Origin of the sequence: Hathewaya histolytica, assembly GCF_901482605.1 — a bacterium.
Lineage (GTDB): Bacteria > Bacillota > Clostridia > Clostridiales > Clostridiaceae > Hathewaya > Hathewaya histolytica.
This window is the reverse complement of record NZ_LR590481.1, coordinates 78,512-102,640: the sequence shown is the minus strand read 5'-3', so window position 1 is coordinate 102,640 and position 24,129 is coordinate 78,512. Positions and strand designations below refer to the sequence as shown.

Sequence of the window (24,129 nt, the reverse complement as noted above, 5' to 3'; positions counted from 1 at the left end):
ACGCTCCTCCTTAGAGATCAAATATTCTATTTTTCGCCCATCTATATAAAATAAATCTTGATATAAAAAAAGTTATTATAAGTATTGCAAATATTAAACTTATTTCCCAAATACCATTTAAATTATAATACTTCATTCGTTTTACTGACGATATTCCAAAGGGAATATAGCAAGATATATTATCTGGTAATCCTATCATCATATAGAACAATAACATAATTATAAATGAAATAAGTGAGTTTTTAATACAAATACATAATGTTATAAAGAGTTCTCCTACAACAATTATTTCCATAATCCATAATAAAGAAAAAAATGCAAATGACCATATTTCATTAATTATATTTTCTACAAATAATATTCCAAGTATAAGTGACACTCCGATATATACTAGTGATAATATTAATGTTCCAGTTATAACTGTAAATTCTAATTCCTTTACCCAATTTCCTTTTTTGAGATATCTTATTATGTGGGAAGAAATTCCTTGAGCAATTAGTCTTTCATAAAAAACACCCACAAGGTATATAATGAATAAATTCGTCATGGCAAAAAATGACCAGTGCGGAATAAATAAACTACCAGGTATACATCCTGAGAATGGAGCAACTAGTGAATAGCCTTCTTCAACACCTGAAACCATAAAATGTGCTGTAGATAAAATAATCGAAATTATTAAAGTAATAGTTATATTTAATTTATTTATTAAAAATCTTCTTGTTAAACTCCTCACATTCATCTCCTAATTCCTTTATATTTTACTTTAAACATAAAATGTAATATAAAAATTACTTCTATTGTTATAATAAATAAGCATCCATACACTCCTTTATTATTAATAACAAAAGGTAATGAAATATAATAATTAGGATATATAAACCATATCCATTTAAAGAAATGAAAATAAAAAGACATATCTCCAGCTATTGCCATTTGAGTAGTGAGTACTATTATAAAAATAAATATTATTTTAGATTTTTCCTTACCAACCTTATTTATTATATAAAAATATAATATTCCGAGAAAGAAATATCCAAATATTGAATACAAAATGGACATAGGAATAATTTTTTCTCCAAACATATCTTTTATTGAAGTAGAGTAAGGTAATTTTACTATTGTTGGATCAAGAAATTTATATAGGAAATTAGGCATATCAAATACCTTATAAAATATTCCTCCAATAAAAATTCCTATTAAAGTAATAAGTACAGTTAAAATTGATAAATAAAGTAAATATTTAAACTTATTTATTAAATATTTAAAATATTTATGATATCTTATTTTCTCCAATAAAGTATCCTCTTGAAATTTATTAAACCAAAAAATTGACCATATTATAAAAATAGCAAATTGAAACAATAGCGCACTATCTAATTCATAAATAAGAAAGTCATTAAATGAATTTCTTATTTTCATATAGGGTCCACCTAAATAAGAAATTATTATAGTAAATATAAAAATTAACAATGGTATGGGGCTTTTTAAATATTCATGTAAATATCTATCTTTCATTACGTCAATTCTCTCCTCCTTCTTATGCTTCCAATAAAATTAACCAGTATTATAAACATTATAAATATTATAAATCCAATAATTCTTGCAAATGTACTACTTTGAGGAAATCCTGCTAGTGATTCAGATGAAACTAAACTTATATAACTAAAAAAAGGTGTTATTGTACCAATTAAGTCACTTAAAAATCTATAAATAAAACCACCTGTAGCTATAACAAAAAAGTTTCTTATATTAAAACTTAAAACAACTGCACATATAGCATGAAGAGAAAAAGTAAATGCTCTCCATAAGGAAAATGCAATTGAATCCAAATACGCTGAACCTGAGGACATGCTTGCTAATATTATAAGTGAGGAATTATTTTGTGAGCTTATAATATTTCCTTTTAGTAACACAGCCATATAAAAAATAATTCTCTCCTTAAAAAAGATAAAAAGAAAGCAAGATAAAAAAGTAACTATAAATATTTTTATTTTATAATTAATAATAGATATTCTTGAACCTATATAATTATCAAAACCATTTTTTCTATCACTATAATATATGTAACCATATAAAGAGGGTATCAATAAATATGGAATTAAAAAAAATACTGTTGTATTAGCATTTACGTATAAGTGAACTCCATCTACATAAGCAAAATTATCTGCTATATTCTTAAGTTCAAAAATCTCTGTAATCACAATAAATATAAAAGTAGCTATATAAAATGGCATTATTCTTCTTAAAATCATTTTTATAGTATTCATTAAGCCCACCTCTTTATTATAAAAAGGACAATAGCAAAGTATACAATGTCCTTTTTATAGTCTTTTAGTTTAATATTTTAATTTGATTTCCAGTTTCCTCTACACGTTGTTCTATAAAGACCTGCATCACTCACAGGGGTTGTTGATTGCAGTTTAACGGTTTGTCCATTTCTTATAGACCCAACTGGCAATTTTGAGCCTTGGCCTTGATATAAATTAACAGTAGGGTTTCCTACAGCCTGATTACTTTTCATTCTATAAGTAGATCTTCTTCCATTAGTTGTACTATTTACTCTTACAGATCCATCCCCATTCCATTTTTTAGTATCGTATGATGTAGATGTATCTCCCCAACCTCCACCTACAGGGGATATAGTAGTATAAGAAATATAGACATCATTTGCAAAAGCCCCCCTCCTACAGATAAGAGCATTAAGGCAGCTAAAGAAACACCCAGTTTCTTTTTTAAACTTTTCAACACAAGAAATCACTCCTCACATATATAATACACATATTGTACTATGTATACCCATAACAGTCAATAAATATAAAACATATATTAGCATGGTTTTATAACCATATTAAGGAAGCATAAAAAAGGATACACAGAAAGAAAATATGGAATTACGATCATATTTAATATAAATAGTACAATACCAACTATGAAATAAGCCCTTTTTACCTTATCTCTAAAACACATTTAAGTTACTCCCCCATTTATAATTATATTTCCTTAAATTATTAACGTTTAGATGAAATATAATATCCAACTTTTACTTTTTAAGTTTATTTTGGACTTCTAGTTTTCTTTCAAAGGTAAAGATACTTAATCCTAATATTATAATTGCTGATATACATAAATTCATAATTGCATTATGAGGATTAACACCACTATTTTTAAATGCTATTGCTATATTCCCTTGTAGTACGTTTGATATATCTATATAAGTAAAAGGAATTAGGTGCGCTATACTATTAATAAAACCATGATTGATAATCATATATAATGATACGACTATAATAATTGCTATAGATATTGAACTACTGGTATTACTGCATACTATGGAACTAAATATTGATAAAGCACATGTAAATGTAATAAGTGTTAACAATGATAATAGCCCAACTCCTATGTATCTGCCTATTTCTATATATCCTATCTCTCCATTTATGAAAAATTGGGTAGGATAATTTAAATCTCCAAATCCATTTTTTACTCCTAAAATGAAGAATAATAAGGCAAGCATTGAAAAAATAATCACATTTACTATAATTGTTATAGAAATTGTTTTACTAAATAAAATTGAATTCTTACTTATGGGTTGAGTAAACAACAATTTATATGTATTAGACTCAAATTCACTTGAAATAATATCAGCGCTTAAAATAATTGCTACAATTATAATTATTAAGGTTAATGCACTGCCCAAAACTAATTTAATAAAATTATATCCTTGCATTGATACTGTATCATATATTGGCTCTATATTTTTTTCTAGTAATATTCCATTTACCTCTATATCCTTTTTTATTTCTTCTTCACTCTTCCCGGATATGGTATTACCCTTTTTTATATCTTTTAACAATTCTTTATCTAAATCTATCTTGCACTTTAAGTAATTAGACCACTGCTTATTGGTATATGCAATATTCATACTTTTTAAAATTTCGAGATTTTTATCATAGCTTGTCTTAATAATCTCCAATTTTTTATTATTAGGTGATTCTTTTATTTCGTTATTTATTCTTATTAATGCACTTTCTAAGGATTTAATTTCACTTTCTATATTAAATGCTTCACTCTTTTTCATATTTCTTTCGACTGAAGTATTTAATATTGCAAAAGCTACTAATATTACTAGAAATAATGCAATTATAATTAAGTTCTTTTTTTATGTAAAAATTTTTTCATCTCAAAACATATTAAAGTTAACATTTATTTTCTCCCGTAAACCATTTTATATAGATTTTCTGTACTATCATTTGAAATTTCAATACCTTTATATTGAATGTTTTTCTTAGACATTTCCTCTATAAACTGAAAGGTATTATTTTTATTTAAGGTTATAGATACTTTATCATCATCAACAATAATAACATCATCTATGAGCTTTATTTCTTTTATGTTTAAAATTATAGTACTAGGATTACTAACAGTTAATACTATATTTTGAGTGTTTAGACTATCTTTATTCAATTGAGATTCTATAATTTCTCCATTTTTAAGAAATAACATTCTTGAGCACATTTTATCTAAATCGGATAATATATGTGATGATATAAGAATACCTATCTGCTTTTCTTTTGCTAAAGTTAATAATAGCTTCCTAAATTCCATAACCCCTTCAGGATCTAACCCATTAGTAGGTTCATCTAAAACTAATATTATCTAATACTTTCTGTTTGTATGATTTATTAACATTTTTAACATGTAAAATATTCATAACACACCTCTTTATTCTATTAAGCTTACTACATATTTTTACACACTATTATTAATAAGCTATAAACCTTCTTATCATCCAATTATATAATACCAAATTATAGTATTGATAACAATATATATAATATTGTTCTATTTTGTAACTATAAAAAGTAGTGTTGTAAATTTAAAATTTTTAGCTCATAAAAAAAGAGAGTAGCTTCCAAAATTATTTTTGAAAGCTACTCTCTTTTTAAACTACTTATCTCTTATATATTTATAGAATATAATTATACACAAAGTTAAATAAATAAAATTTATTGAAATCACCGTACATAGTACACCAACTTCTGGATACACAGTTTGTCCATCATAATTAAATAATGACAATTCATTTATAAATAAAGCTAGCTTATATGAAAATAAGTTTATTAGTGAAAAAATAAATATACCCAAACATCCTGCTAACTTGCTATTTTTAAAATTCATAAATTACCCCTCTTCTATTTTATAATCTTTTTGTTATAATGAATCCCTATAGGCTTATACGCATATCCTACTCCTAATTTAGTATCCTTAATCCAAGACTTCCCTTTCAAATAAACTGAATATTGATATCTTTGATATAAAGGATATGCAGTAAGTTCAGCTCTACTTACATTAGATGGCACTTTATAACTGCCACTATATGTTAAGGTACTTGAACTAGATACATTAAAACCTACAGCACTACTAACTTGTCCATAACTTGCACCAAATGAAGAAGATATAGAAGAAGATACTGATATCGATTTAGATAAATTTATTGTGACACCTTTATTCCCCGATACTGTTCCAAAACTACGAGAATAGTCAACATATGTACCTAAATTTTTTACATCCTGAACTTTATATCTAGGTGCCCTCAGCGGCATATCGTTAATTGATAGTTGAGATATATCAAATGAAGAATTTAATAAGCTATTATCGATAATCGTTATACCATCTTCCAAATAACTCATACTATAGTTATTTGAATTTAAACTTTCTGTAGCAAAAACATTAGTTGTCGAAAATAAATTTATAGCTAGAAACACTGCTCCAACTATAATTACATATAATTTTTTCATACATTCCCCCCCTAATTTTTGATAACTAAATTATACATGATAAAGATTATCAGTGTCAACAAATTATGGGTTTTTTTATAATACATACCATTAAATCTATAATACATTATAGTATATATATTGTATGCAATTTCAATACCACTGTTGAATATGATATCTTTATACCATCTGAATGTATTAAAACTAAGTCACGTTTAAATTTATTTATTGAGCTATTTAAATCTAATACAAGTATAAGTACTAAGTACAACTATCCTGACCAAATAAAATTTAAACAACTCTCTGTTAAATAAACAGAGAGTTGTTTAATTCAAATTTGGTCTTTTTCTTAAATTCCGTAATAAATCTTGTCAATATTATCCCTTATATTACCTATAAATACCTCGAAAATTGCAGTTTAATTCTTATCTATAACCCTTGAAAAATTCTATATTTTAAAATATTACATTAAGGTTATTTATGGTTTATATACCATCTTATTCTTTATATTCAATACAAATAATGATATAATATTTATATAATATAATTTTGTTGAATAATATCATAAAAGGGGAATAATCTATGAAAATTAAATCTATGTTTAAAAAAATCTTTCATAACAAAAATAGCAAACTTTTTGGGGCTACATTTTGTATTTTATTAGGAACAATAATTATAATTACAAAACCATGGAAAGATAATAAACAAATTGAATCTTCTAAAGCTGTAAAAAATAAGGTAGATATAAACAAGGAAGTTTCTAACACTTCAATAAAGGCTAATTCTAATGAAACTAAAGAAAAACCTAAAAGTAAAGTAAAAAACTTGCCCACTAATAAAAAAGAAAACATTAATAAAACGACTACTTCAAAGAATATTAATAAAGATAAAAATACTAATAATAAACCTAACACAAATAAAGATTCCCTAGGAAATGATAAAACTGATACAAAGGATAAACAGAAAAAAACTAAAAAAACTGAAAATAAAAAACTAACACCTACTCCCCATACATTTAAAAGTAAAAACTTAGGCTTTTCTATTACATTTCCAGCAAGTTGGCACAACAAATATAAAATTACAGAAGAGAAGGATGAATTATCAGTTTATTTTAAATCTGAAAACACTTTTGGACTTTTATTTACTATAGCTGAAAAAAGTGATAAATTCGATGAAAGTTTTTATGATTGTATAAATAAATCTCTTAAGTGCAATGGAAAAACTTATTTCGTTGGTGGTTCAACTGATGTAGGCTTTCAACCAGATCATCCTGAATTTAAAACTTTTAGAAAAATGAAATCCGAAGTTAAAAGTGTTTTAGGAACATTAAAATAATACACCTACATCTTTATTGCAAATAAAGAACTAAAAATTAAAAGAATAAAATGATGTGTAACATAAATGCCTTAAATTATGTGGATTACGCCACTCAATTTAAGGCATTTTTTAAAATCCCAAACTTTTTGTTTAACTTACCACTTTTTTGTGTATACTTTTCTAACTCATCTATTACTTTTGATTTTTCAATACTAATTTTATTCACTGGAATAATAATAATAATATTTCCTAACCTATCCACTATATATATGTAGTTCCCTGATTCATGATAACCTTCTATCATATCCCAATAATATGTGATCTGTTTTATATTATCTTTAACATGTAGGCCATCTTCTTCAATACTTACAGTAAATTCATTATCTACAAAATAATTCAAGCCATTTTTATTAACTTCTTCTTTAAAATTCTCTTTATACTTTCTTTTTCGTAATAAAAATTCAATTGGTATAATTAACATACTTACAGTCACTATATACACCATATATATACTATACTCTTTAACTTGGTTAGGAAAATATCTTTTTCCCAAAAACGCAGCAATAGCACAAAGCATTCCAACCTCTATAATCTCACCTATATACATCAATACATTAGTTCTTTCAACTGTATCAATTATATAATTATTTAAATCTTCCCTGCTAATTGTAAAATTAAAATTCATCATTTCACCTTCTTTAACTTCTTATTTGAATATCTCGATATAAAACCCAATAAAGCTTCCTTATTATCTTCACTCAAGGGTATTATAGAAAATATCCTTTTATTTGTTTCAAAAAGGTATAGATAATTTTTAAATAAAACAATTTCATCAAGACTTCCCCAGTCAACTTCTGCTTTAAAAAATTTAGTCTCCACTGTTATCCCCTGACAATCCAAACCAATATTATACTCATCAATACTATTATTAATATCATATGGTCCCATATCTATACCATATATATTAAATTGTCCTTCTTTTAATAAGTATATAATATTATATTGTTTATTTTTAAATCCTATAAAATACAATAAGTATATTGTTGCAATTATAGGAATGATAATTTTTATTATTTGTTCTACCATATTTATAAATAATAAATCTTTATATACAACAAATGGTAAAATAATTAAATATAATATAATTATAGCTGATACTTTTACCCCTCTTAAAATAATATTTTTGTCTAATCCCCTTGACATCTTAGATTTTTCCGAGAAATATTCCATATACGTATTCTTATCCTCAATGCTCACATTAACTTTCATATTAATTTTATCTTCCCCCATTAAATCACCCCTATATACTATATAAACAATTATACCATTTCACAGCGTTTATGTCATAGTAACGTATAATAATACTAATTTTACATTAATTACATATAATTACTCTATTGGAGATTACATTATTAAAAATATATATGTATATAAAATAAGTACTATATTAGCTAATACCTTGAACTTATCTTAATTCTTTAAAATAATTTATGAGAAAATAAAAAAAGCTCTAGATAGAGCTTTCCACCCTTCTATCTAGAGAAAATAGTCATTACCCTTATATTTAACTGCTTCTTTTCGAGAGTTTTAATCCCGGGTTTTTACATCCTTTATTTGAATATATACAACATCCTTAGTACCCAAAGCTAAAAATGGTGCTTCTAAATAATTCAAATTTACTTACCTCCTTCGGATTTTATTTCCGTTAAAATAATCCTTGAATTAATATAATTTTTTCTGCTTTTTTAATCTGTTAACTCTATTATATATACAATGTCTGAATATTCAATACAAGGAACCTCAAAGACATAATATTCTACATAAATCAATAATTCAACATAAAATATTCTTATTATGTCTATTTATGTATCATTTATTACATTTTCATTTACTTTAAACATCAATATTGGTAAATTATATTTAGAGTCGTAAGCAATGCCCCTCTAAATGGAATCTTTTTGATATAAAGATTTTATTTTAATGTTGTTCCATTACATACTGTAGTGGAACAACATTTTTTACATAAAAAGAACTTTTTTAATATTAAATTAATATTTATTTTTTTATTTACTTTCATGCTTCATTTTTTACTTTTCATGCTTTTATCCTTCCTTTACTTCCTTATCTATTCTATATATGTACAATATATATTATAATGTTAATAAAATCATAGTAAGGGTGAGTAAAGTGATAGATATTCTAGCGGATAAAATAAGTTTATTTATAAAAGATAACACAAAATTTAAATCAGAAGACGATGTTGCAAAAATGAAATATTCGCTTCAGATTATATTTGGTGAATCTTTTAAACTTACCGTATTACTAATCCTATTCCTGATAATAGGAAACTTAAAATACCTATTATTTTCAATGGGTATATTATTTACAACAAGGCCTCTCATTGGAGGATATCACTTTAAAACGGTTATGGGTTGTCTTATAAGTTCTATAATATTCTTTTTAATTACTTGTATTATAGGGCCTATAATTCCTAAACTAAATATATTAGCTTACTACATAATAAGTATAATTATTATTCTAATAGTTTTTTTAAAATCACCATTCCCAAATAGAGTGAGACCAATTAAAAATAAAAAAAGAAAACAGACTTTTAAGAAAAAAGCTATCTTCTTTAGTACACTATGGATTATTATTTTATTAACTATAAAAGATAAGAATTATTTGAATTGTGGATTCCTAAACCTTTCAATGCAAGTATGCCAAATATTCTTCATTAAGGAGATGTAAAACATGAAATTAAAAATCAAAAATAAACAAGCTTCATTATTAAATATTTTAGGAGCATTTCTAATTTTCTTTTCTATGTCCTCAAATGGTAAATCATGCTTTGTTTTTTTTGGTGAACCTGAACCCCCTAGATGTCTTTTGGACAAATAATATCCTAAAAACTGTACAATCTTCTTCAAAGAATAATTGAACCTTTCCATTGTTTCGTTCAATTATTCTTTTTACATTGTATAGTCCATATCCCCTATTCTCTCCTTTTGTAGAAAAACCTTTTTTAAATATATTAACTATATTTTCTGTTTTTATAGTTTTCCCACTATTTATAACTTCAATAATATGTTTTTCATCTTCTATAAATATATTTAATATAACTTCTTTTTCTGCTCTACACTTTGTAGCTTCAAAGGCATTGTTCAAAAGATTACCTAGTATATCAGATATCTCACAATCATTTAAATATCCTTCTATTACTGAGTTTTCTACATTAAAAGAAAACTTTATGTTATTTCTTTCTGCATCACATAATTTACTATATATTAAAGATTTTATTATAACATTATCAATATATGTTATGTCTTCTATACTTTTATTTAAAGTTCCTAAAGATTTAATATATCTCTTAAGTTCCAGTTTTAGTTCTCTTTCAGTACATACTTCTACTATTCCATTTATGGTATTTAAATAGTTTTTAAAATCATGTTGCCTTCTTCTAGTTTCTTCTATAATATCTTCAAGTATAGGAGTATATTTATTTTGAACCTCTAGAGTTTTCTTCGCTTCAGTTATCTTAACAATATAATTATATATAAATAAGTTTACTATTAAAATAATTAATATAGTCATTAAAAATAAAATTAAATTATCAACTATAAATTCTCTATCATTCTCCCAAATTAATTTAAATACTGTAAAGTATAGACCTAAATTTATTAAAAAATAAAATAATATCTTAGAATCTAAATCAAAACGCTTAAAGTTACCTCTCAAATAAATTAAATAATATGCAATTAAAACTACAATATATTCAATTAAAATTGCACTAATTAAATAACTAGTTTTACTTGAATACTTAAATCCAATTAAATTGCCTATAAAAATAATTGCTAACTGAAGTATCATACTTATAAAACATACTATAAAAAATTCTAAAATTGATTTAACTATAGATTTTTTATAGAAAACTTTAATTAATAAAACAAAAAGTACATAATTAAAAAGCATAGTATACGTATTGTGAAAATAAGTCATATCAATTGCTGAAATAATAGAACCTATTAGCACTATAAAAAAATTTTTATATATACTTGTATCATGGTCCTTATATAAAAATTTTGACCATATAAAAATATATACCGTGATTTCCATAAAAAGAATTGTAAACTGTTCTAATAGATCGAACATTAAATCACCCTCTATTCACTAAAATCTATATCGATCTCCTATGAGAATTTCTCTAGAACTTCATTTTTAAACTTGTACCCTAAAAGGGCTTTGTCTTTATAGTTCTCAAAATATATTTCGCTTAATTTACTATTTACACTTTCTATTTTTCTTATAAAAGTAATATTTGCTGCAAAAGATTTATGGCATTGGATTATATTTTCATCATCTATAAGTTCTAGGATTTTCTTTAGAGGTAATTTGTTGACCTTATATGTTCCGTTTATTGTATGTATAAAGCTTGTTCTAAGATTTGTTTCTATAAAAATTATTTCATCTATGTAGATCTTAACACTAATTCCTGTCCTTATCTCTAAGACCACATGTTTTCTAATATTATTTTTAACCACTTTGTTAGGAGTATGTGATATTAACCGTTTAGCCATATCTATAACTTCCTGTTTATCATATGGTTTTAATATGTAGTCGTAACAATGAACTTGTTTAAAAGCCTGAGTTATATACTCAATGTGAGTTGTTAAAAACACCACCCAAGTAAGCTCATATCCTTTGATATTTCTCATCTCCAGTGCGAATTCTAATCCTGAAGATTCTTTTAGAGAAATATCTATAAAAAAAATGTCTATATGTGCCTTATTGCAAATATTTAAAGCTTGTTTTTTATCTTCTGCTTCGTATACTTTTATATTACTAAATGTTTCTAGTAATATATTCTTTAAGTTTTTTCTTTGAAATTTTTCGTCTTCTACTATAAGAATATTCTTCATAAGCCTTGTCCCCCTCCTTAAGACACATTATTCAAATGAATAAAATTGAAATCCTTTCCTATACCACTATTATAAAGCTATTAGGAAATATTTAAAGCAGATATTGAAATAAATATAAAAAATTCATAACATTTTAATCATTATAGCTAAAATATCTAATTTGTAATGACCATTATTTGAAAAAAGAATCGTATGTACACTTCCCAATAAGTAGCAATATATAAAATAGAATTTGATGTTTGATTTAGAGAATATCTAAACTAAATTTCATTATTTGACATAATTTAGAAGTAAAGCTATAATTAGCTTAATATCTATTACTATAAAAGTGGGGCGTTTATTTTGGATTATCTTGAAGCAATTTTTGCGGTTTTATTTCTAAATTATTTTTTTTATCAATATACCTTTTTATATAATTTAATTCCAATGCTTATTGAAATCATATTTTTATATTTTATACAACGTAAAAATCTATTGAAAATCACAATTACTATTTTTCTATCTCAAGGTATTGTTCTAGGAATAACTGGCTTTATCTATGATATAGTATATCAAATTCATGATATTCGCAACACTCCCACATTGCCAAAATTTTGGAATACTATAAAATCAAGCGATTTTATATTTAATATTGGACTTAGCTTATTATTGTTTATTATATTAGTATTAATTAATTATCTTGTATATAGAGATGAAATAACAAAAAATAGTTATAAACAACTTATATATTTAATAAGTGGAGCATTAATAAATTCAATAGTTCTATTATTAATAATGATTAAATTTCCTAAGCCGTTCCAATTTTAGCTAATATATAAAACTATGAAATAATTAATCGTTATACTTTCCTTATATACTAATTATTTATGAAGCGAAAAATTTTTAGCTATAAGAAAAGCCAATAATCTTAGATTATTGGCTACAGCCTGAGGTTTAAATATTAATCTAAATCTCTTCTTTCTTACAACATAAGTTATTAATAAAATAAGTCAATTGAAAATAATGTTGCAAATATTTCTTTATTTATATTAAGCACAAGATTTGAATATATTGGCTCAAAGATTAGGATAAATACTGATAAAAATATAATTATCCTATATTACATTACTCACATATAATTATTTAAACGTATTTACTCATATCTCCCAAAATCTCTAGCTGCCTTTATCATTGCATGTAGGTTTGCTGTTGGTGCTTCTGCTATTAGTGTACAATCAGGTGTAAGTACAAAGCCACCTTTTCTATGCTTCATTTTCTCTATAATTCCCTTTGCTTCTTCATATACCTCTTCCGGTGTACCTTTTTGAAGTGTTGTATTTCTTAAATTTCCACCGATTATATAGTCTTCACCTAAATAATCACCAACATACTGCATATCCATTTCGTATCCCATAGTTATTAGTGTTCTTTTAGCTAGTGGTATTTCCTCTTTCCAATACTTTAAATTTTTATTATGATCACCACATAAGTGAACAGTACCTATTCTAATTCCAAGCTTTGAGAATTTCTCGTATATCTCCTTTAGGTAAGGCAAGCTAAATGCTTCAAAGGTCTTAGGAGCCATAATGGCATGGCATTCCATAGGACATGAAATCCCTGCCCCTATTTGCTCACTTCCAAACTCTTCTACATAATATTCCGCCACATTAATTAAGTAGTCTGTAGAAATTCTAAGAAGTTCATGTATTGCATTTGGTTCTTTTATAAGCCATCTAAATACTAGATTTCCTGCAAGTGCATATGCTATGTTCATAGGCGATCCTGCACTTATACCTACTCCAAAGCCATGCTCATAGCATAATCTATTGAATTTTAATATTCTAGAATGTATTGGTGCATCATCCAAATTTGGAATTCTTAAATTCTTAATGTCCTCCAAGGAACTTACGGGCCTTTTGATTATCTTTGGATATCCTAGTCTTGGTGACTGTGGAATTTCCACATCTCCTCCAAATTCCCAAGCATGACATTCTGGAAATCCATACCCAATTCCGCCATCATGCTGATGAAGATCTCTTGCCCACATTTGAGCTACAAAAGCTTTTTCTGGATTTAAATAATATTCCCTAGAAGTCATATTGCAAATTTTAGCCGCATAGGTTTCCATATGAGGAATAACAGGAACCCTATCAATCTTCTCACCTTTAATTAATTTTTTCATTCTTTCATCTATAGTTAATTTATCAATATTCATATACATATCTCCAAATGTTATATTAGTAAAATTTACTTTTCTTTGAGGATTAGCTCACCTTTTGTAGCACCATCTCCCACAAGTTTAATTATGTACTTTCCAGACTTAGGAACATCTATTTTTATATTTTCTTCTTTATTAGTTTCTAATATTTTTAAGATATTATAACTCTCATCTTGAATTAATACATTCAACTTACCACTTTCCACCTTGCTTTTGTAATACAAAGATATAGATTTTCCTTCTCTTATATTAAGTGTTTTAATTGTATACACTCCCTGGAAATTTTTAAAGCATATCTTAGAATCTGTATCTGAGTTACAGGTTATAAAATCTAATACACTGTAAGAATCACCACTTTTATTTATAGTAAAAACACTTAAATCCACATTGGCATTCTGGGAATCTCCTGATGTTAAATTGGTTCTAGATTCTTGTATTTCTTCTATACCCTCTTTAATTATATTTTTTTTAGAATTATTATCCTTTAATTCTTTTGCATCTTTATTTTGTCCACAGTTTTCTGCATTAGCTACCTTTTTCTGTTCTTTTACCTTAGAATTTTCTGTCTTAGGATAAGAACAACTTACAAGTGACATACTAAGTGATAAACATATGATGAAAAAAATTTTCTTCATTAAATCCCCTCGCTTATCTAGCTTATAACTAATTAAGATTATATTTTAAATTATATGATAGTTTACTAAAATATATTAATATAGTATTATATAAGATTATTTTTGTAAATGAAATCTGAGTATTTCAAGACTAAAATACTAAATACGACAGTTTTATATTGTTTTCTGAATTGAAATTATAAATGTTATATTTTTATCACTTTCTCTATTCTTTCTATGCTTTTTTGACAAATAATTATCTATTTCAATATAGTTATATTATATTTTTATAAAACATCTCTAATACTATTGATTTTTTATATTCCTATAATACTTTTAAACTTATATAAAAATAATATAACTACTTAAAACTAACTGGAATAATTACTATATATTTAGCTAAAAATACTTATATAATTTTTATTAGATAGGATGAGTCTTATGAAAGATAAAACACTTATTATACATGAAAGTCTAAAACCTCAAACTAAATTATATAGATATATGAAGTTAAGTTGTTTCCTCGAGCTTATGGAAATGCATGCCATGTACCTTACAAACTTAAACTCTTGGGATGATATTTGGGAACTGCCTGCAAGAGATAGTATGCCTACAGAATATAAAGATAAATTCTACGGACAATGTTGGAGTCTTGAAGGTATTTCTGATGCCCTTTGGAAAATATACGCTAAGGATAAAGAAGGTATATTAATAGAAACCTCTGTTAAAAAGCTCAATGAATTAGAAGGATTAAAGTTAGGAAAGTTGAGTCCTGTTATATATTATGAAGACTTAAATGCAGCATTACAGCACTCGAACTCCTTAGAGGGAATGGACAAGATATTTTATCATGGTTTATTAAAACGAAAGGCATTTGAACATGAAAAAGAAGTAAGACTTATAACCCTAAAAACAGATCATTGTATGAATTCCTCTATTAAAGAGGATAATTCTAACTTACTTTTAAAAATAAAGCCTGAAAGTTTTATAGAAAATATTTATATAGATCCTAGGGCTAGTAATTGGTTTGTAGATACCATAAAGGCATATTGTACTCGGTTAAATTTAAGTGTAATTCCAAAGAAATCAGACCTTTCATAGATTATATATATTCTTATTTAACTCATGCATTAATCTAGGTTATAACTTTAGTTTATAGTATTAAATATAAGTATTCTCTTAAAACAAAATTTAAAATCCATTGCCAATATACACAAAATTATAAATTATTATAATTTTGTATTGAAATTCTCAATTATTAATGTTAAACTATTAACAAATAAACGTTAAATTAATGGCTATGGAGGTAATATTATGTGGGAAAAGAATATGCCTATTGATCAAATATCTGAAATTAGATGTAAATCTACTGTATTTCTTGGGGTTGGAGCTATAAAGAAAATTAATGATATTTTAAAAGAACTAAAGGGTAAAAATGTAAATAAAATACTAGTTGTAACAGGAACATCTTCCTATAAAAGAACAGGTGCTTGGGACCATGTGGAAAATGCACTTAAAGATAACAACATGGAGTTTGAATTATATAACAAAGTAACAGCAAATCCAACAACAACTCATGTTGATGAAGCTACAAAAGTAGCTTTAGAACTAGGTGCAGAAGCTATTGTAGCAATTGGTGGTGGAAGTGTTATAGATGCAGCTAAGAGTGTAGCTATAATGATTAAGTACCCAAATAATAATTGTTCTGATTTATATGAATATAAATTTACACCAGAGGAAGCTATCCCTGTTATTGCTATAAACTCAACTCATGGAACAGGAACTGAAGCAGATAGATTTGCAGTTGTAAGTGTTCTTGAGAAAAAGTACAAGCCATGTATAGCTTATGATTTATCTTATCCATTATACTCAATTGACGATCCTCAATTGATGACAGGATTACCTAGAAATCAAACTATATTTACATCTGTAGATGCTATTAATCACGTAATAGAGGCATGTACAACTACAGTTGCAAGCCCATACTCTATATTACTTGCAAAAGAAACTGTAAGACTTGTTGCAAAATACTTACCTATTGCCTTAGAGGATGGTACAAACTTAACTGCAAGATATTACTTAGCATACGCTTCATTAATTGCTGGTATTGCTTTCGATAATGGTCTACTACACTTAACTCATGCATTAGAACATCCATTAAGTGCAGTAAAACCTGATCTTGCTCATGGATTAGGCCTTGCAATGTTAGTTCCTTCAGTGGTTAAATACACTTATGAAGCACGTCCAGAAGTTTTAGCTGATGTATTATCTCCAATAATACCAGAGCTTACTGGCGATAAATCAGAAGCTCAAACAGCTTGTGATGGTTTAAGAGCATGGCTTAGAAAAATAGGCGTAACAGAAACATTAAAAACTGAGGGCTTTAGAGAAGACCAAATAGATGAATTAACTCATCTTGCATTCAATACACCAAGCTTAGATTTATTGCTAAGCTGTTCTCCTGCTAAAGCTACAGAAGAATTAGTTAGCAATATTTATAGAGAATCTCTATAAATTTGTTATAGATGTGAATATTCTTTATAAGAATATTTATAGGTTTTAACATAACCATAATGGATTTTTAATCCTCTTATAATATGATTAGATTAAAATATTATTAGACCTCATTAAAGAAATAACTGCTTGGTATTTCCCCAAATGCCAAGTGGTTATTTGTTTTTTATGTAATTATTTGAATTTATACTTAATGTGTAACAAGTTTGTAACTAAAAATGCTTATATATATGCTATACTTTCATTGTACTTAAATCTATACAAGGCTTTTGCAGAAAAGATTGCCCATACCAAATAATAAACTGCAAAGGGCCTTTTTCATTTTTTTGCATATCTTATCCACATCTTTATATGATTTTCCACACTTTTACGTAGTTATTCACATAATAATCCACAACTTTTGTTGATAACTTTTAAATCTTCCAATACGCTAATATTTCTAAAACGCAATAAACTTAAGATTAATTTAAGGTTATTATAAGATTATTATAAGAATTACAGTGTACTATTAGACTATAACATTAGTGATGTTAAGTTTCTGCAAAACAATTATAATTATTCATTGGAGGATAAAAATGATAGAAATAAAAGGTGTTACTAAAATGTACAAAATGGGAAAAGAATCTATTTCCGTTTTAAATAATGTAAATCTTACTATTGAAAAAGGTGATTTTGTAGCTATAGTAGGACCTTCTGGTTCAGGTAAATCGACCTTAATGAACCTTATAGGTTGTCTTGATAAACCTTCCTGTGGAACTATCCATATTAATGGTGAAAATGTCAGCACATTTAAAGATAGTAAAATGTCTAAGTTTAGAAATAAAGAGGTAGGCTTTGTATTTCAAAGCTTTAATCTAGAATCTACTCTAACTGCTCTTGAAAACGTAATGCTTCCATTAATGTTTGCAGGGGTTGGCACTAAGGAAAGAAAAAAACTGGCTATGGATGCCTTAACTGCTGTTGGTCTTGAGGATAGGGTAAAGCATAAGCCTACAGAAATGTCTGGTGGACAACGTCAAAGGGTTAGTATTGCAAGAACTCTAGTAAACAAACCTAATATCATTCTTGCAGATGAGCCTACTGGAAATCTAGACACTAAAACTGGTGAAACTATTATGAAGCTTTTAGGAGACCTAAATAGTAAGGGATATACAATTATAATGGTAACTCATAACATCGAAGATGCTGCTAAAGCAAGAAGAGTTATAAAAATTAGAGATGGTGTTATTGAAGGGGAGGAAATAAACTATGAAATTTAGTGATTATATAAAAAATGCATTTTTAAACTTGAAAAGAAGAAAATTTAGAACATTTTTAACTGCTTTCGCTATATCTATAGGTACTATGTTAATTGTTCTTATTATGGGCCTTGGTATCGGTACTGAAAAATATGTTATAGAAACTGTTAAAAAGAGTGTTCCAATTCCCCTTACACAAATTGATGTTAGTGCTTATAATAATTTACCTTTTAAAACTGAAGATGATAAAAAATTAAAGAAAGTTATTGAAGAAAAAGATATAGAAAAAATTAAAACTATGCCTGGGGTAAATGATATAATTGTAAGCGTGAATACAACAGCACAGGATATAGAAATAGAAGGTAAAAAATTAAGTGCTACAAAAGCGAACTCTAAAAAGGAAAATAAAAACTCTGCACCTATAAACATAGAAGGTATTAACACAAAATATAAAACATTCTCTGATGCTCAGATTGAAAAATCAAGATTGAAGAAAAACAAAAAAGATTTAAACCCTATAAAATACGGTGAAAATATAACTAAAAAAGGTGAAATATTAGTACATGAAAATACACTTAAAGATCTAGGATTTAAAGATTATAAATCACTTTTAGGAAAAGATGTTAAGCTAAAAATTTCTCTACCTGAAATTCCTGGGTATAAAGCACCACAACCAATGTACAAAAATTTTAAATTAAAAGGAATAATCAATAAAGATTTTGCTGAAAATGTATATGCAGTGTGTGAAATAAATGAAGCTGGTGAAATATCAAATTTCTTAAAATCTGATAAAAATCATTTTAAAAACAACGGAGTTTCTCTTTTTGTAAATGTTAAAGATATGAATAAAGTAGATGTAGTATCTAAAAATATTGAAGCTATGAAATATAAAACTAATAGTGTGCAAGGTACTATAAAGCAAATCAAAACTGGTTTTGCTATAATCGAAGGTTTACTTTTAGTAGGTGCCATTATAGTAGTTTTCGTTGCAGCTATTGGGGTTATAAATACAATGACTATGTCTATATATGAAAGAACAAGATCTATTGGAATAATGAAAGCTTTAGGTGGTTCAAAAGGAAATATACTAGGATTATTCATAACAGAATCTGCTGCCTTAGGTTTCCTTGGAGGACTTATCGGTATAGGATTATCTTTGATTAACTCAAAAATTCTATTAATATTCTTAAATGAGTATATAAAGAAACAAGGTGTAAAAGAAACTGTAAATATATTCTCAACCCCTGTTTGGCTTATATTAAGTTGTATAGGATTCTCTATGTTAATTTCTATGATTGCTGGATTAATACCATCTCTTAGAGCATCAAAGTTAGATCCTATAGAATCTTTAAAGTATGAATAAACTTAATTAACCTTTTCTTAAATATATTTTATTAATTTTAATTTTAAGATTAAAAAGGCAGATAGGAAGAGCAAACTCTCTATCTGCCTTTATTGTATAAACCTAAATAAAATCCTATTTACATACTACAGAGTTAACATCCTTATTTTGCTTTTCCTTTTTCTTAATTACTGATAGGAATATACCAAGTGCTATTATTGCAAATACTACTCCTACTGGATAACCTATTTTTGTACTTATCTTAAATCCTTCTGGTGCTATTAATATATAAGTTGATGTCACTGCTGTCATAAATGTAGCTGGAGCTGTAGCCATCCAATGAAATTGCCCTCTTAGAGCTAGATACATTGCTGTTGTCCATAAAACTATTGTAGCTAATGTTTGGTTAGACCAAGCAAAATATCTCCAAATTATATTGAAATCTACTTTTGTTAAGACAAAAGCTACTAAAAACAATGGAATACTAAGCATTAATCTATTCTTAATTTTATCTTGTTTGAAATTTAAAAAATCTGAAATTGTAAGCCTTGCACTTCTAAATGCTGTATCTCCTGAAGTTACGGGACAAGCAACAACACCTAATATAGCCATAACTCCACCTATTTTCCCAAGAAGAGAAGTTGATATTGTGTTAACTACCCAAGCTTGTCCACCATGTGCTGTCATTTGCTTTTGCAATTCTCCAGTACTTCCGAAGAAAGCCATAGCTGCTGCTGCCCAAATTAATGCAACTATGCCTTCAGCTATCATAGAACCATAAAATACAAATCTACCTTGCTTCTCGTTTGTTATACATCTTGCCATAAGTGGCGATTGGGTTGAGTGAAATCCTGATATAGCCCCACAAGCAATAGTTATAAACATAAGTGGCCACATTGGTAATCCTTTTGGATGTAAGTTTGTTAAAGTGATTTCAGGTATTTTATATCCTTTAAGTATAATTCCTCCACTTACCCCTACTGCCATTAATAAAAGGCATATACCAAATATAGGGTAAACCTTACCTATAAGCTTGTCTATAGGTAGCATTGTAGCTAATAAATAATATGTAAATATAGCGTATATCCAGAAATTTTTATCTAAAGACTTTGGAGTTATGCTATCTAAAAGACCTGCAGGTCCTGTTATAAATACAACTCCTAAAAGAACTAATAGTATAACTGAAAATACTCTCATGAATTGTCTAAAACCATTTCCTAGGTAATTACCTACTATTTCAGGTATACTAGCCCCATCGTGTCTTACAGAAAGCATTCCTGAAAAGTAATCATGAACTCCCCCTGCAAATATAGAACCTAGAACTATCCATAGAAATGCGGCAGGTCCCCATAATGCCCCAGCAATAGCACCAAATATAGGTCCTAATCCTGCAATATTTAAAAATTGAATTAAGAAAATCTTCCAAATAGGCATTGGAACAAAATCCACACCATCTTCCAATCTAACAGCTGGTGTCTCTTTAGTCTCATCAGCCCCGAAGAATTTCTCCACTATAGCTCCATATACAAAATATCCAACAATAAGTGCAATTAAAGATATGAAAAATGAAACCATTGACTATACCTCCTATTAACCCTAATTTCATAATATTTTCATAATTCATTATACTATTAAGTAGAAGGCTTGTTTTTAATTAAGCATGAGATAACAAAAAAAGCACATGAAGTGCTTTAATATAATCATAAGTGTTAAACAAAATTAAATAGTTCAAAGTTCATATAACTTATTATATCCTTATATACCCATGAATGCTTTAAATTCATTTATATTATTTCTGCTCACAGGAATTACTTCATCTCTATTTTTAACCTTAACCTGATAAGTACTATTAAACCATGGTATTATTTCAACTATTTTGTCTATATTAACTATATATGATCTATGACTTTTAAAAAAATGACTCTTAGGTAATTTCTTATAAAACTCAGAAATACTACTATTAGATATATACTCTCCCTCTTCTGTATACACTATGGTCTCTCGTTCTCTAGCTTCACAAAAGCATATATCTTCTATATCAATTACCACCATTTTATTATCTTTTAATAGAGTAATTCTACTATTAATCACTTTTGAATTTTCTAATCTCTTTAATTTATTTAATGTTCTAAGTATCCTTTCTTCTGAAAATGGTTTTAATATATAATCAAAAGCATCTACTTCAAAGGCCTCCACTGCGTACTGTTTATATGCTGTTATGAATACTATTATAATTTCATCTTTCTTTTTACTTAAAACCCTACTTAAAGTTACACCATCTAGTTTAGGCATATTTATATCTAAAAAGACAATGTGAGGCTTGTTATTTTCTATATACTCAAGTGCTTTTATCGAATCATCAAACTCACCTATTATCTTAATGCTACTAAAATTCTCAATAAAATATTTAAGTTCTTCCCTTGCTGGATACTCATCATCTACAATAATGCAATTCATTTATCCCACCACCTAAATATAAAATTCTAAACTTCAAAGCTAATTCTAGTTCCCCTATCTAACCTTTCTATAAACAATCCTCTACCATATATGTTCAAAAGTCTTTGGTGTACATTTATTAGCCCTATTTTGTTTTCCATAGAATCTCCATTATATATCATATCTATAATTTCTGTTGATATTCCTATACCATCATCCTCTATTACTACTTTTACCTTACTATTAATTTTCTTTATATAAATTAATACCGTTCCCTTTCCATCACCCTCTAATATTCCATGTTTTATGGAGTTCTCTACTAAAGGTTGAATTAATAGACTAGGTATTTTTATGTCTAGACCTTCATCTACATCATATATTATATTTAATTTTTCACCAAATCTAGCTTTTTCTATGTCTATATAAGCTCTAACTTGCTCTAATTCTCTATAAATATCAACTGGATTTTCTCCAATATCTAAGTTATACCTTAAATAAGTGGAAAGATCGATTATAAGTTCTCTTGCCCTATTTGGATTTATTCTTACAAATGAAGTTATAGTGTTTAAAGCATTAAATAAAAAGTGCGGATTAATTTGAGCTTGCAATGCTTTTATCTCTGCCTTACTTGCCATAGTTCTTAGCTTCTCTAGTTTACTTATTTCAAATTGTGTAGATATTATTTGAGAAAGTCCTATAGCTAAATTCTTTGTTCTCCTTGTTACTGCATCTTCACGAATATAGTATATTTTTAAAGTTCCTATAATCTCATCTCTTTCCCTTAAAGGAACTATAATTGCAGATCTTAATGGACATTCCTTAAAGGAGCATTCTATACACTTTTTATTTGTAATAGTTTTAATTTCTCCATCTTCAATTACTTGTTTTGTAGCTTTAGTCACTATTTCTTTTCCTTTTATATGGTGATCTTCACCTTTACCAATATGAGCTAAAATATAATTTTTATCTGTTATAGCTACGGCATCAGCACCTACAGAATCTTTTATTATAGTACATATTTTTTCTAAAGAATCACCATCTATATCTCTGAAATAAGGTAAAGTCTTATTAGCTATTTCCAAAGCAATTTGTGCCTCATTAGCTGCAATATCCTCTTCCTCTTTTAATATATTTTGAACTAAAATAATTAAAAATGAAATTCCTAGAGCATTAGTTAAACTCATTGGAAGGTATATACTACCTACAATTTCCTTGGCCATACTAAAAGGTTTGGTAATTATTAATATAAGAATCATCTCTAAACTTTCTAATATAATTCCAAAAATAAATCCATACAACCATCTTAGTTCCTTTTTTTCAACATTATACAGCTTAGAGCTTATAACTCCTGCTAAAATAGTGGCAATAGCACATGGAAGTGCCGTACTGGTTCCAAAGGGAACAAAGTACCTATGGATTCCCGCTATAAGTCCAGATGCTATCCCAACAAAAGGGCCACATAAAATTCCACCTGTGACTATACCTATTATTCTAGTATTAGCTATAGCACCACTTACCTCTGTCCCCACATACGTACCTAATATACCAAAAGCCCCAAAAATCACAGATAATAAAATTAAGTCAACCTTCCTATAATTGGCCCTACGTGCAATTTTTTTAAAACTAGACATTCTAGTTACAATAAAAACAATTACAATAATATAGCCTAAATTATTAATTAAACGTTGAGCAAGGTACATCATAGACTTCACCTACTCCTAAATTTTATATTTATTTTTAATTATACCACTTAAGCACTATTTTTATAAATAAGGTCT

Annotated in this window: 25 protein-coding genes; 8 read left to right on the top strand and 17 right to left on the bottom strand. The window is 26.9% G+C overall.

Going from position 1 to position 24,129, the window contains the following annotated elements:
- Positions 1-10: 10 nt before the first annotated feature.
- The 8 genes from FGL08_RS00520 to FGL08_RS00485 form a co-directional block, all read right to left on the bottom strand.
- A complete protein-coding gene (locus tag FGL08_RS00520) occupies positions 11-733 on the bottom strand; it encodes a hypothetical protein (RefSeq protein WP_138208954.1) in 723 nt (240 codons plus the stop codon).
- 2 nt (positions 734-735) lie between these two features.
- The gene (locus tag FGL08_RS00515; RefSeq protein WP_138208953.1) at positions 736-1,419 is read right to left on the bottom strand and encodes a hypothetical protein; all 684 of its coding nucleotides are present in this window, start codon (positions 1,417-1,419) and stop codon (positions 736-738) included.
- Positions 1,420-1,514: 95 nt separating this feature from the next.
- Positions 1,515-2,267 (bottom strand): hypothetical protein, encoded by a 753-nt coding sequence (locus tag FGL08_RS00510; protein WP_138208952.1) that lies wholly within the window; start codon positions 2,265-2,267, stop codon positions 1,515-1,517.
- Positions 2,268-2,344: 77 nt separating this feature from the next.
- Positions 2,345-2,758, bottom strand: a complete 414-nt coding sequence (locus tag FGL08_RS00505; RefSeq protein ID WP_138208951.1) for a hypothetical protein — start codon at positions 2,756-2,758, stop codon at positions 2,345-2,347.
- 282 nt (positions 2,759-3,040) lie between these two features.
- Positions 3,041-4,141 (bottom strand): ABC transporter permease, encoded by a 1,101-nt coding sequence (locus FGL08_RS00500; RefSeq protein ID WP_279232960.1) that lies wholly within the window; start codon positions 4,139-4,141, stop codon positions 3,041-3,043.
- A gap of 62 nt (positions 4,142-4,203) precedes the next feature.
- Entirely contained in the window at positions 4,204-4,605 is a 402-nt protein-coding gene (locus FGL08_RS00495; RefSeq protein ID WP_138208949.1) for a P-loop NTPase family protein, read from the bottom strand.
- Between the two features lie 342 nt (positions 4,606-4,947).
- Positions 4,948-5,178: a hypothetical protein gene (locus FGL08_RS00490; protein WP_138208948.1), complete on the bottom strand. Its 231-nt coding sequence runs from the start codon at positions 5,176-5,178 to the stop codon at positions 4,948-4,950.
- Positions 5,179-5,192: 14 nt separating this feature from the next.
- Complete coding sequence (locus tag FGL08_RS00485; protein WP_138208947.1) at positions 5,193-5,798, bottom strand: hypothetical protein; 606 nt, start codon at positions 5,796-5,798, stop codon at positions 5,193-5,195.
- Positions 5,799-6,359: 561 nt separating this feature from the next.
- Between FGL08_RS00485 and FGL08_RS00480 the strand changes: the two genes are divergently transcribed.
- Positions 6,360-7,112, top strand: a complete 753-nt coding sequence (locus FGL08_RS00480) for a hypothetical protein (RefSeq protein WP_138208946.1) — start codon at positions 6,360-6,362, stop codon at positions 7,110-7,112.
- 94 nt (positions 7,113-7,206) lie between these two features.
- On the opposite strand, the gene FGL08_RS00475 is transcribed toward FGL08_RS00480, so the two are convergent.
- Positions 7,207-7,779 carry a YcxB family protein gene (locus FGL08_RS00475; protein ID WP_138208945.1) on the bottom strand — a complete coding sequence of 191 codons (573 nt, stop codon included), beginning with the start codon at positions 7,777-7,779 and terminating at the stop codon, positions 7,207-7,209.
- Entirely contained in the window at positions 7,779-8,384 is a 606-nt protein-coding gene (locus FGL08_RS00470) for a YcxB family protein (RefSeq protein WP_138208944.1), read from the bottom strand. The genes FGL08_RS00475 and FGL08_RS00470 overlap by 1 nt, the downstream gene beginning before the upstream one ends.
- An 897-nt stretch (positions 8,385-9,281) precedes the next feature.
- On the opposite strand from FGL08_RS00470, the gene FGL08_RS00465 reads away from it, so the two are divergent.
- Together FGL08_RS00465 and FGL08_RS13735 are read left to right on the top strand one after the other, a co-directional pair.
- Positions 9,282-9,842: an accessory gene regulator B family protein gene (locus FGL08_RS00465; protein ID WP_138208943.1), complete on the top strand. Its 561-nt coding sequence runs from the start codon at positions 9,282-9,284 to the stop codon at positions 9,840-9,842.
- 3 nt (positions 9,843-9,845) lie between these two features.
- A complete protein-coding gene (locus FGL08_RS13735) occupies positions 9,846-9,992 on the top strand; it encodes an AgrD family cyclic lactone autoinducer peptide (RefSeq protein ID WP_138208942.1) in 147 nt (48 codons plus the stop codon).
- Here FGL08_RS13735 and FGL08_RS00455 read toward each other — a convergent pair.
- Together FGL08_RS00455 and FGL08_RS00450 are read right to left on the bottom strand one after the other, a co-directional pair.
- Complete coding sequence (locus FGL08_RS00455) at positions 9,936-11,243, bottom strand: sensor histidine kinase (RefSeq protein ID WP_138208941.1); 1,308 nt, start codon at positions 11,241-11,243, stop codon at positions 9,936-9,938. The genes FGL08_RS13735 and FGL08_RS00455 overlap by 57 nt on opposite strands.
- Before the next feature lie 38 nt (positions 11,244-11,281).
- Positions 11,282-12,010 (bottom strand): LytR/AlgR family response regulator transcription factor, encoded by a 729-nt coding sequence (locus FGL08_RS00450; RefSeq protein ID WP_138208940.1) that lies wholly within the window; start codon positions 12,008-12,010, stop codon positions 11,282-11,284.
- Between the two features lie 342 nt (positions 12,011-12,352).
- On the opposite strand from FGL08_RS00450, the gene FGL08_RS00445 reads away from it, so the two are divergent.
- Positions 12,353-12,817: a hypothetical protein gene (locus tag FGL08_RS00445; RefSeq protein WP_138208939.1), complete on the top strand. Its 465-nt coding sequence runs from the start codon at positions 12,353-12,355 to the stop codon at positions 12,815-12,817.
- Positions 12,818-13,142: 325 nt separating this feature from the next.
- Here the strand turns inward: FGL08_RS00445 and FGL08_RS00440 are convergent, their stop codons facing one another.
- Together FGL08_RS00440 and FGL08_RS00435 are read right to left on the bottom strand one after the other, a co-directional pair.
- Positions 13,143-14,204: a uroporphyrinogen decarboxylase family protein gene (locus FGL08_RS00440; RefSeq protein WP_171011933.1), complete on the bottom strand. Its 1,062-nt coding sequence runs from the start codon at positions 14,202-14,204 to the stop codon at positions 13,143-13,145.
- Positions 14,205-14,236: 32 nt separating this feature from the next.
- Positions 14,237-14,842, bottom strand: a complete 606-nt coding sequence (locus tag FGL08_RS00435) for a hypothetical protein (RefSeq protein ID WP_138208937.1) — start codon at positions 14,840-14,842, stop codon at positions 14,237-14,239.
- Between the two features lie 420 nt (positions 14,843-15,262).
- On the opposite strand from FGL08_RS00435, the gene FGL08_RS00430 reads away from it, so the two are divergent.
- The 4 genes from FGL08_RS00430 (at position 15,263) to FGL08_RS00415 (ending at position 19,936) form a co-directional block, all read left to right on the top strand.
- Positions 15,263-15,922: a DUF2971 domain-containing protein gene (locus tag FGL08_RS00430; RefSeq protein WP_138208936.1), complete on the top strand. Its 660-nt coding sequence runs from the start codon at positions 15,263-15,265 to the stop codon at positions 15,920-15,922.
- Positions 15,923-16,135: 213 nt separating this feature from the next.
- The gene (locus FGL08_RS00425; RefSeq protein ID WP_138208935.1) at positions 16,136-17,335 is read left to right on the top strand and encodes an iron-containing alcohol dehydrogenase; all 1,200 of its coding nucleotides are present in this window, start codon (positions 16,136-16,138) and stop codon (positions 17,333-17,335) included.
- Between the two features lie 575 nt (positions 17,336-17,910).
- Positions 17,911-18,594, top strand: a complete 684-nt coding sequence (locus FGL08_RS00420) for an ABC transporter ATP-binding protein (RefSeq protein WP_138208934.1) — start codon at positions 17,911-17,913, stop codon at positions 18,592-18,594.
- Complete coding sequence (locus FGL08_RS00415; RefSeq protein WP_138208933.1) at positions 18,584-19,936, top strand: ABC transporter permease; 1,353 nt, start codon at positions 18,584-18,586, stop codon at positions 19,934-19,936. Before FGL08_RS00420 ends, FGL08_RS00415 begins: the two co-directional genes overlap by 11 nt.
- Positions 19,937-20,050: 114 nt before the next feature.
- Here FGL08_RS00415 and FGL08_RS00410 read toward each other — a convergent pair whose 3' ends face one another.
- The 3 genes from FGL08_RS00410 to FGL08_RS00400 all read right to left on the bottom strand — a co-directional run bounded on the left by FGL08_RS00410 (position 20,051) and on the right by FGL08_RS00400 (position 24,054).
- A complete protein-coding gene (locus tag FGL08_RS00410) occupies positions 20,051-21,490 on the bottom strand; it encodes a carbon starvation CstA family protein (protein ID WP_138208932.1) in 1,440 nt (479 codons plus the stop codon).
- Between the two features lie 180 nt (positions 21,491-21,670).
- Positions 21,671-22,372, bottom strand: a complete 702-nt coding sequence (locus tag FGL08_RS00405) for a LytR/AlgR family response regulator transcription factor (protein ID WP_138208931.1) — start codon at positions 22,370-22,372, stop codon at positions 21,671-21,673.
- Between the two features lie 26 nt (positions 22,373-22,398).
- Complete coding sequence (locus FGL08_RS00400) at positions 22,399-24,054, bottom strand: sensor histidine kinase (protein ID WP_138208930.1); 1,656 nt, start codon at positions 24,052-24,054, stop codon at positions 22,399-22,401.
- Positions 24,055-24,129 lie beyond the last annotated feature (75 nt).

Coding starts and splice junctions, on each gene's coding strand:
- FGL08_RS00515 (WP_138208953.1), bottom strand. CDS start 1,419: ATGAAAATAAGAAATTCATTTAATGACTTTCTTATTTATGAATTAGAT.
- FGL08_RS00510 (WP_138208952.1), bottom strand. CDS start 2,267: ATGAATACTATAAAAATGATTTTAAGAAGAATAATGCCATTTTATATA.
- FGL08_RS00495 (WP_138208949.1), bottom strand. CDS start 4,605: ATGGAATTTAGGAAGCTATTATTAACTTTAGCAAAAGAAAAGCAGATA.
- FGL08_RS00490 (WP_138208948.1), bottom strand. CDS start 5,178: ATGAATTTTAAAAATAGCAAGTTAGCAGGATGTTTGGGTATATTTATT.
- FGL08_RS00485 (WP_138208947.1), bottom strand. CDS start 5,798: ATGAAAAAATTATATGTAATTATAGTTGGAGCAGTGTTTCTAGCTATA.
- FGL08_RS00480 (WP_138208946.1), top strand. CDS start 6,360: ATGAAAATTAAATCTATGTTTAAAAAAATCTTTCATAACAAAAATAGC.
- FGL08_RS00475 (WP_138208945.1), bottom strand. CDS start 7,779: ATGAATTTTAATTTTACAATTAGCAGGGAAGATTTAAATAATTATATA.
- FGL08_RS00470 (WP_138208944.1), bottom strand. CDS start 8,384: ATGGGGGAAGATAAAATTAATATGAAAGTTAATGTGAGCATTGAGGAT.
- FGL08_RS13735 (WP_138208942.1), top strand. CDS start 9,846: ATGAAATTAAAAATCAAAAATAAACAAGCTTCATTATTAAATATTTTA.
- FGL08_RS00455 (WP_138208941.1), bottom strand. CDS start 11,243: ATGTTCGATCTATTAGAACAGTTTACAATTCTTTTTATGGAAATCACG.
- FGL08_RS00450 (WP_138208940.1), bottom strand. CDS start 12,010: ATGAAGAATATTCTTATAGTAGAAGACGAAAAATTTCAAAGAAAAAAC.
- FGL08_RS00440 (WP_171011933.1), bottom strand. CDS start 14,204: ATGAATATTGATAAATTAACTATAGATGAAAGAATGAAAAAATTAATT.
- FGL08_RS00435 (WP_138208937.1), bottom strand. CDS start 14,842: ATGAAGAAAATTTTTTTCATCATATGTTTATCACTTAGTATGTCACTT.
- FGL08_RS00430 (WP_138208936.1), top strand. CDS start 15,263: ATGAAAGATAAAACACTTATTATACATGAAAGTCTAAAACCTCAAACT.
- FGL08_RS00425 (WP_138208935.1), top strand. CDS start 16,136: ATGTGGGAAAAGAATATGCCTATTGATCAAATATCTGAAATTAGATGT.
- FGL08_RS00420 (WP_138208934.1), top strand. CDS start 17,911: ATGATAGAAATAAAAGGTGTTACTAAAATGTACAAAATGGGAAAAGAA.
- FGL08_RS00415 (WP_138208933.1), top strand. CDS start 18,584: ATGAAATTTAGTGATTATATAAAAAATGCATTTTTAAACTTGAAAAGA.
- FGL08_RS00410 (WP_138208932.1), bottom strand. CDS start 21,490: ATGGTTTCATTTTTCATATCTTTAATTGCACTTATTGTTGGATATTTT.
- FGL08_RS00405 (WP_138208931.1), bottom strand. CDS start 22,372: ATGAATTGCATTATTGTAGATGATGAGTATCCAGCAAGGGAAGAACTT.
- FGL08_RS00400 (WP_138208930.1), bottom strand. CDS start 24,054: ATGATGTACCTTGCTCAACGTTTAATTAATAATTTAGGCTATATTATT.